This is a genomic window from Leucobacter sp. NPDC077196 (genome assembly GCF_040687075.1).
GTDB lineage: Bacteria > Actinomycetota > Actinomycetes > Actinomycetales > Microbacteriaceae > Leucobacter.
The window spans coordinates 1-8,095 of sequence record NZ_JBFBML010000034.1; the positions used below are offsets into that span (position 1 = coordinate 1).

Genomic DNA, 8,095 nt, shown 5'->3' on the forward strand with positions numbered 1-8,095 from the left:
GCCCACGCAAAACGCTCGGCTGGAAAACTCCAGCCGAGCGTCTGCTAGAACTTGTCTAGTTCAATCGGTGTTGCGACCACCCCTTGAATCCGCCCTTGCGCTGAACGGGGCCCGCCCTTGAAGGAAGGGTTACCGGTTCTCGAAGATCTGCGACGACGTCACACACCAAGTTGTCGTGGGCCTTGTTGTGCCCCACGGCGTAGTTTCGGTGCCCTCGTACTTCCGCACGTCGACACCGATCCCGGTGGTGTCCCAGCTGGAGGTGTTGATGTTACGGAGGTGACTTGGCGAGGCGAGCCATTGGCGATAGGCAGTCTCGGCTTCATGAACGGCGGTACTGAATGACGTGCCACACGTGCGGAAGATGTTCTCGCCCGTGCCCCAGGTGGTCGCGGCCCACTGATTGCGCCATTCCACGGTCGAGTGCGAGAGCTTATCGATGTCGTTGAGGTGCTGCACCCAGGTGCGAGCGCCGAGCGCAAGGCGGTCATCCCACACGAGCTGCTGCAACCCCTGCGAAGCGCGATACTCGTTGATCAACCTATGGATCTCCTGCTCAACCACTGCGGTATCCATGCCATCTACCGTGTATGTCGGGCTGAGGAGGGTGAGGCGTTCGTGACCTGGCGCGTCTGCTACGGCAAGGAGCGTGATCGTCGAGCCGACTTTAGCCATCGAACATGTGGTGTCGCATCCGTACATGCTGCCAACGAAATCGAAGTCGTCAGGATCGAGATTTCCACCGTTCGCAAGGTACTTGTCGATGTCCATCACCCAGTAGAGCTTGGGCGCGACGGACCATTCACCGATGTTTGCGGTGACGGTCTCCGCGGAACGGATCGGTCCTTCAATGGTGGGTGCGGTGCCAGTGATCTGGGCGAGTGCGACTGGGAAGGTTCGGCTGGTGAGTGTGGCGGTCTGGTAGCCCTGCGCGGCCGCGGTTGCCTCCACCGAAAGCTTCTTGCCCGCATGTTCAGGCGTCAATGTGAGCGTGTTTCCGGTGCCGACCGGTTTGCCGTCGGCGAGCCACGTGAGCGTCGGTTCGATTGTCCATGCTCCGGGTTCGGCAGTGACGGTTTGGCCGACCTGTACGACACCGTGGATCGTGGGTGTGGTTCCCGCGATCGGTTCGAGGCCCTTCGGGGCGATCGTCTGGCTCCCGGAAGTCATCGTCACTGACGGTGCGCCCTTCACGGACGCTGTCACCCGGACGGACACCTGCTTGCCCTCAGTCGACGCAGTCAGCGGCAGCTTCGCGTCGGTCGCGCCGCGGAGGTTCTTGCCGCCAGCGAGCCACTGGTAGCTGTACGTGACGGAGGCCGGCGCCCACCCGTTGGGCTTCGCAGTCAACGTCTTTCCGACCGCCGCAGTGCCAGAGAGCGTCAGCTTGCCGGACTCGATCACCGCTGGGTTACCGGCCTCCCGGTACAGAAACGCTGCCATTGCTTCACGGCTGATGCGCTGTTGCGGACCGTAGACGACCGTGCCGTTGGGCTGTTTAATGCCGGTTGAGAGGCCGGCCTTCTTCATCCACGTGATCGCGGTGTAGAACTTGTGCGATTTGGGAACGTCAGAGAATCCGCGCGCACCCTTGATCGAGGGCTTTCCCGCTTTCCGATACATGAATGCTGCCATCGCTTCACGAGAGAGCTGCGCCTTCGGCTGGAATGCGATCCCCTGAGGGGTTTTCACGCCGGTGGTTAGGCCCACGGCATACATCCACATGATCTGCTTGTAGAACTTGTGGCCGCTGGGGACGTCGATGAACTTCTTCCGCGGCATCTTGAACGAGGGGCTTCCCGCCTCCCGGTACAAGAACGCTGCCATCGCTTCACGAGAGAGGCGGCTGTACCCGTCGTAGACCGCTCCGTTTCCCTGCTTGATGCCAGTGGTGAGTCCAACGTTGTACATCCAGGTGATCGGCTTGTAGAACTTGTGCGACTTCGGCACATCAGGGAAGTGCTTCGTGCCACCAGTGGCCGCCGTCGCGGCTTCGGCCGTGACGGGTCCAACCGGGACTGGGGCCGCTGCGGCTGGGGTGACCACGCCGGCCACGAGCGCTGCGGTTATGAACGCGGTGGCGAATGAAGCGAGGGTGCGTGAGGTCTTCATGGTGGTCTCCTGTGTCCTTGCTTCGAGCCTACTGAACGCCTACGACATGGGCGGCAGCTCGTGCTGGCTCATCATCGAACGCGCCGTCCTCTTCCAGCCTCTTGATGAATCGCTGACCCGTCTTCGGGGTCTTATCGCCCAGCCATTCTCCGACGAGCTTCCCAGTGGGCCGCTTACCTTCGGACTTCACGTACTCGAGCACGCGGGTACGCACCTCGTCCTCCGGAATCTCGGCGTCGACGAGCCGCAACGTGGCGTGCTCAGGCACTACAGCAGGAGGCGACGCGGGCGCTGGCTGTGACGGGGCCACCGCGGCACGCGCCAATGGCGTCTGAGCTACCTCAGCGGGCCGCTGCGGCGTGAGTGGCTTCGAGGCGATCGTTTCCATGCGCTCACGCTTGGCCTGGAGCTTGGCGCGTTCTTTCTCATCCGGGATGAGCATCATCACGAGATGAGTTATGGCGAGGAGTGCTGTCGGTGGGGTGGATGCCAGGATCGCGGCGGCCCACGGGCTGGTGAGGGTCAGGTCTGCCGCACGCCACGCATGCGTAGCGTTTGCCACGATAGAAACGCCGGACAGCAGAATGAAGGTGGTGTACGCGAGCCAACGGCCGGGGACGCCACGCATCCGAAACTGTGCAGCAGCGATCATGGTGGCCACGGTGCCAACGTCAACCACGACCGGAAACAGTTCAGGCAGTGGGAGCCCGTTCACACGGGCGACATCGATCAGGGTGGCGTACGAGATCGCCATCGCTGAGACGCCCACGATTGCGAGCGGGATGCCCAGCGACATCACCATCGCCCAGGTGCGGTTCGGTTTCTTCGCCATCAGACATTCCCTGCCTTGCGCGAGTCACGCTTCACCTGCAGCGAAGTCAGGCCGGCAACAAGCGGTATCACTGCCCCGAGCAAGACGACGCTCAGGAGAGCGATCGTAAGCATCCACATCAGCACGGGATACTCCGTGTATTCGTTCATGGTCAAACCCAATCCGTGAGCATCCTGGAGCCGGTTTCCCCGGCCCGGAAGGCGTTCTTGAAAGACGTGAGCGCCCGGTAGTGGGAGCCAGATTCTGAGACGCGGAACGAATCGTCCAGCAGGAACTGCCCCATCAGGCTGGTCGCTGCGGTATTCGGTCGCGAGCCGCGCGCGATCTTGATCACTGCGATGACTTGCTCGATCGAGAGTGACGGGCAGAGACGGTGGGCGGCAACGCGGTCGTCGACATCGTAGGAGAGCCGCTGCGGCGGGTTCGCGGCGATCCAGTACAGCAGCTCGCGTACCGCGCTGTGGTGGCGCGAGTCGATCACCTGAGCGACGATTCCGAAGGTGAGATCCACGACGTCTTCAAGCGGGGTGAGGCCGTGCGCGTCACCATCGGTGGTGCAGAGGTTCGTGTACTCGGCGTAGCCGACGTGCTCGAGTGGGGCTCCGCGAATGCCCCACTCCTTCTGCAGCCACCCAATGGCGGTCGTATGGAAATACGCCCAGGGCTCCGCTGCGGCCGCGATGTAGCGGGCCGGGCAACGTTCGGGGTTCTTCCGAGTGGACAACAGGTTCGCGATGATGATCTGCACCGTCTCTTCGGCGGAGATGGCGTACCCCCAGTCCCGTGCCGCTTCACGCAGCTGAGCGACCTGGTAGGCGTGCAACTGCTCGATGAAGGCCGCGCCCTCAGCGGTCTCGAACGCGTCGACGCCGGAATCTGCGATCTCCGTGAAGATCGCCCGTGTCCGCCAGTTGGAGAACTTCTCGACCTTAGCCACGACGAACCTCCAACCCGAGCTGACGCATCGACTGCGATGAAAGCAAGTGTGTTACTTCGCCGCCGATGCGCTGAAGGCTTTGCGACGGCGAGCCGTCAACCGTGCACTCGACCACAACGACTGTGGAGAGCGCGTTCACGAGAGCCATACGCACCGCACGGAGCGACTCACGCCCCATCTGGTCCTTCTGTGCGGCGAGAGTGAGAACGTCCCGGAAATCGCTGTTCTCGAGCCTCTCCTGCAACAAGGTTGTGTGCCGGACCATCTCGTCGAGTCGTTCTTCAGCGTTTCGCTCCAGAAGCACTTGTGGATCCTCTGCCTGCCGGAGTACGGCTTCGTGAACCTTCTGCACCTCTTTGACAACCGGGCCAACCTTGGCCGTCGACGTCTTGAGCTTCTCGTAGCCGCGCTGCGCGACCGCGCGAACCTCTTCGGGCACGTCCTCAGCGTGCGCGAGATCGCGGACTGCGGCGATATTTCTGAGCCAGTTGATGTCGTGCCCGGTTGCTTCTTTCGCTGCCTGCGCGATGGAGACGGGCGCCTTTTGCTGCCAGTTACCGAGGGCGTCGGTAACTGGCGCATTGTCGATGACGCCTCGAGCTTGAAGGGACGCCAGACCACCCGCCGCCTGCTTCTCCTTCGCGCGAAGTTCGTACATCGGAAGATCGAACGTCTCCCACGCATCAAGGGCCTCCGCGGCCGAGAGATTCTTGCGAGCACGATTCGATTCAAGTTCGAGCAGCTGCTCCTGCTCTCTTGTGAGCCCTTCATACACCTCAGCCCGAAGGCCCAAGCTGTCTTCCTTGGCGGCCTCAAGACGATGGCGGCCGTCGACGAGCACGAGCTCACCACCGGGCCGTCGAGATACCAGCGCCGGAACAAGCTGTACCCCGAGAGTCTGCACCGAGGAACGGAGGATCTCGACGTGATCCGGATCGATCTCTCGTTGCCGCTCCATCACGATGACCGAGCAGGGATCCAGAATCTCATTAGAGATCGTGACTGTGTCAGGGAGGAATGCGTGATTCATGATGCAACCTTCAGAAATGAGGAGACTTCGAGGGGGGTCTGATCTGCGTCCCAGATCAGTTCGGCGGCTTCCGGTGCGTGAACCACACAGAGATGCCGGCGAGACGGATGCGTGCGACAGGTGCAGTCGCGTGCCCGTTGGGCGTGCTCCGGGCAGTACGTCCGGAACTTGGGTGTGAGGACGATCGACCAGCCTCGCGACACCATCCAAGTCAGCTGAGAGGCATGATCGTGCCACGTGGTCTCGTGGGAAACGGCAGGAAACATCGGATCGGTTACCGCACAGGACCGAACCTCACACCTGATCGCGACGACCTCGCGACGCCATACCCGGCCCATCAGTGATCACTCCCAATTGCGAGCAGCCCGGCTTCGAGTGCGGCGAATGCGGGATCGACGTTCCGGCGTGGTTCTCCGCAGTCCGGGCAATGCGAGCGTTCGATTTCACGAAGACGCTCACTGCCCCACCAGTGCTCACCACGAAGACATGCGGCAACAGGCGATTCGGAAGCGAACGCGTCGGCCGCCGGAGCGGGATCAAAGGGTGCGGTACCGTCGCCGCCTACCGCCCACTTTTCTGGGTAGCGGACGATGACAGACGCGATGTAGCTTGCAGGCTTATTCACGCGGCCACTGGCTCGCAGCAGCGTGTCTCGTGTGGCCTGAACGACGTCCACACCAGCAAGGTCCACTCGGCCCTGAATCTCGCGCTCTACCGCTGCGAGCGTGAGGCCACAACCGGGAGCGAGTGCTTCGAGCTCAGCGTCAATCTCAGCGTCGCGCGTGGTCTGGTTGGTTGGTCGAATTGAAGATTGAGAACCAACCAACCAACCTTGGTTTTCTTCTTCCTTTATAGGGGTGGTGCGAATTTCGTCGACCGGTACACCGCTATGCGAATCTCGTGGGGCGGTGCTGACCTGGTGTTCTTCACCGGGGTGCGAATTTCGTGGGGCGGTGCCGTCACCGCTATGTGAAATTCGTGGGGCGGTGAAAGTGGGCTCAACCGGCCTCTGTGCTCCGGCCCTCGAAAGCAGCTCATTCTGCTTTTCGAGCCACAGCTCGTACGGCTCGTCGACTTCGATCACGCCGCCGTCAGGTCCAAGATCAACGTTCTCGTCAGGGTCTTGTGTGAAGACACGTACCCGGAGGTTGCCGGTCAGATCCGTGTAACGAGGCTGCCCCTTTCGGTCGAGTATCGGGGACCCATCACGCATCATCGGAGCAACCGAGCCAGCCGGCCACCGGTCACGCACCTCGAGGAAGAACCCGTAACGACGGAGGGTGTTCTTCGCGGTCTTCCACGCGTAGTCGGTGAGGCCCAGATCGCGCTTCGCTTTGGCGGGTGTGACTTCGAAGTTCTCTGCATGTGACTGCATGTACAGAAACAGGGCGATCGGCAAGCCGGTAACGCGAGGATCTCGCACCCACCAGTTGCGGTGCGTCCCGTACTGGTCCTCGAAACGCATCCGTTGCCGGACGATCGGAGTGTTACTCATCGCGTCCACCCCTCAAGCAGGGCCAGAGCCGCGCTGGGAGGCTGGCTATTCTCGCGTGCTGTGAATTCGCTTCCAGGCGTGACCACAGCGCGCGCGCAGGTGTCAAAATCGTGAGACATGAATCGGAGTTCCTTTCAAGGAATTCGCTGGCCTCTGGTGTTCCCGCACCAGGGGCCAGATTCGTTTCTGGGTTACGCGATGCTGCACGAGCAAGGCGACCGAAACGCCTCTGGCAGAAACGAAGCCGGAGGTAGTCCGATGAGCGCTGCGATCCGCAGCAATTGAGTCATCGTGAACTCGTACTTCTCGTCCCCCTGCAGCTTGCGATGGAACGAGGAAGCCGCGAGATTCGTTGCATCGGCCGCGCCGCGCTGCGAATACCCCGCCTCTTCGAGGGCCGCGACAACGAGAGCTGCGATCTCGCCAGCGACGGGGGCCGGCTTTGTCTCCAGGATAATCACTTTTTCCTCCAACGCCTGTTCCATCTGGAACGCTAGTTGGAACAATACATATATACACCGAATGACGTCAAGTATTCTTCCGATGTGAATGTTGACGAGCCTGGTGCGAGCTTTGCCGAAGCTCTTGCAGCCGAGCAGAAATGGCAGCTGCGAGGGCTGAGCATTTCTGGGTCGGCTCTCGCAGGCATGCTTCAAATCGGAACTCGAACACTCACCCAATGGCTCAACGGGCGGAACAAGATCCCGTTCGCGTTTGTGTACTCGGCCTGCCTCGTGACTGGCATAAAGCCCAGCAGCCTGTTCAAGCTCGCCGAACGGCGGCTCAAGAAGTCAGAACCTTCTTTGGTTTCCGGAAACCTTGAACGCACAGAGCCCTCCACCCTCACCCCTGACGAGCTCCGAACGCGCGGCGTGCGGTTTATTCAGTGCATCTCGGCCGAGCTACGGACGCAACTCGCCGCGCGCGACATCTCGGTGCGACAAATCGCCCTCCGACTCGGCAAGGCGCCTGCAGTCGCCGGGGAATGGCTGAGCGGGAAGAAAGTCATCCCGGTCCACTTCGCCTACAACGTCTGCAAGGCGATCGACTTACCTATAGCCGAACTCGTCGACCGTGCTGAAGCTCGAATCGATCTTTACCCCGAGGATGACGACGAAGTAGTTAGGACCGAAACGTTCAGCCGTGGCGAATCCCCCTGCTCCGCACTCTCGTCCAACGAGACCAGTCGCCGCCTGCGTGCTCTCCTAGAGCTCAAAGGGATGGATGAAGGGTCAGGATATGAAGCCGTTCGCGATAGGGCGATGAAGAGACGCGTCACTATTGATCGCGCGGAATGGGACACAGTTCTGGAAGGAACGACGGCGCCCGATCGCAAGGTTATCGTCGCGATCGCGGATGCGCTTGGTGCTCCCTTGGATTACCTCACTGTCGATGATGAGGAAGTCACTGCACGTGTTGAGGCTGAGGCTGCTCTGGCGCGAGTTGCTGCCAAAGCGGGTGTCAAGAACATCGCGGCAAGAGGTACCAGGCTCTCTGCCGAAACGCTTCGTGAGATCGCGAATCTCATAGGTCGTTTACCCAAGTAACGTCGTTACGTCCGCACTCGGGACTGCTGCACGGATAGGTGACAGTTTGACCTGACCTACAGTTTGGTTTCCACTCGGGGTAGCTAGTCGATGGCCTCCATGAAAGGCTCACCAACATGCCACGCCCGTATCCACCAGAGTT

The 8,095-nt window shown here is 61.2% G+C and carries 8 protein-coding genes; 1 reads left to right on the plus strand and 7 read right to left on the minus strand.

The annotated features are described in order from the left end of the window. Positions 1-129 precede the first annotated feature (129 nt). From AB0O71_RS15235 to AB0O71_RS15265, 7 genes are all read right to left on the minus strand, one after another. Positions 130-2,112 (minus strand): S-layer homology domain-containing protein, encoded by a 1,983-nt coding sequence (locus AB0O71_RS15235; RefSeq protein ID WP_010155266.1) that lies wholly within the window; start codon positions 2,110-2,112, stop codon positions 130-132. Between the two features lie 28 nt (positions 2,113-2,140). Next, positions 2,141-2,944 carry a hypothetical protein gene (locus tag AB0O71_RS15240; protein ID WP_010155265.1) on the minus strand — a complete coding sequence of 268 codons (804 nt, stop codon included), beginning with the start codon at positions 2,942-2,944 and terminating at the stop codon, positions 2,141-2,143. Further along, positions 2,944-3,093: a hypothetical protein gene (locus AB0O71_RS15245; protein WP_155818997.1), complete on the minus strand. Its 150-nt coding sequence runs from the start codon at positions 3,091-3,093 to the stop codon at positions 2,944-2,946. Before AB0O71_RS15245 ends, AB0O71_RS15240 begins: the two co-directional genes overlap by 1 nt. 2 nt (positions 3,094-3,095) lie before the next feature. After that, positions 3,096-3,881 (minus strand): hypothetical protein, encoded by a 786-nt coding sequence (locus AB0O71_RS15250; RefSeq protein ID WP_010155264.1) that lies wholly within the window; start codon positions 3,879-3,881, stop codon positions 3,096-3,098. After that, positions 3,874-4,911 (minus strand): ParB N-terminal domain-containing protein, encoded by a 1,038-nt coding sequence (locus AB0O71_RS15255; RefSeq protein WP_074689966.1) that lies wholly within the window; start codon positions 4,909-4,911, stop codon positions 3,874-3,876. Before AB0O71_RS15255 ends, AB0O71_RS15250 begins: the two co-directional genes overlap by 8 nt. 337 nt (positions 4,912-5,248) lie before the next feature. Beyond that, a complete protein-coding gene (locus AB0O71_RS15260) occupies positions 5,249-6,406 on the minus strand; it encodes a hypothetical protein (protein WP_143025981.1) in 1,158 nt (385 codons plus the stop codon). A gap of 191 nt (positions 6,407-6,597) precedes the next feature. Then, complete coding sequence (locus AB0O71_RS15265; protein ID WP_363746695.1) at positions 6,598-6,867, minus strand: hypothetical protein; 270 nt, start codon at positions 6,865-6,867, stop codon at positions 6,598-6,600. A gap of 84 nt (positions 6,868-6,951) precedes the next feature. On the opposite strand from AB0O71_RS15265, the gene AB0O71_RS15270 reads away from it, so the two are divergent. Next, positions 6,952-7,953 (plus strand): hypothetical protein, encoded by a 1,002-nt coding sequence (locus tag AB0O71_RS15270; protein WP_143025983.1) that lies wholly within the window; start codon positions 6,952-6,954, stop codon positions 7,951-7,953. The last annotated feature ends 142 nt before the right edge of the window (positions 7,954-8,095 follow it).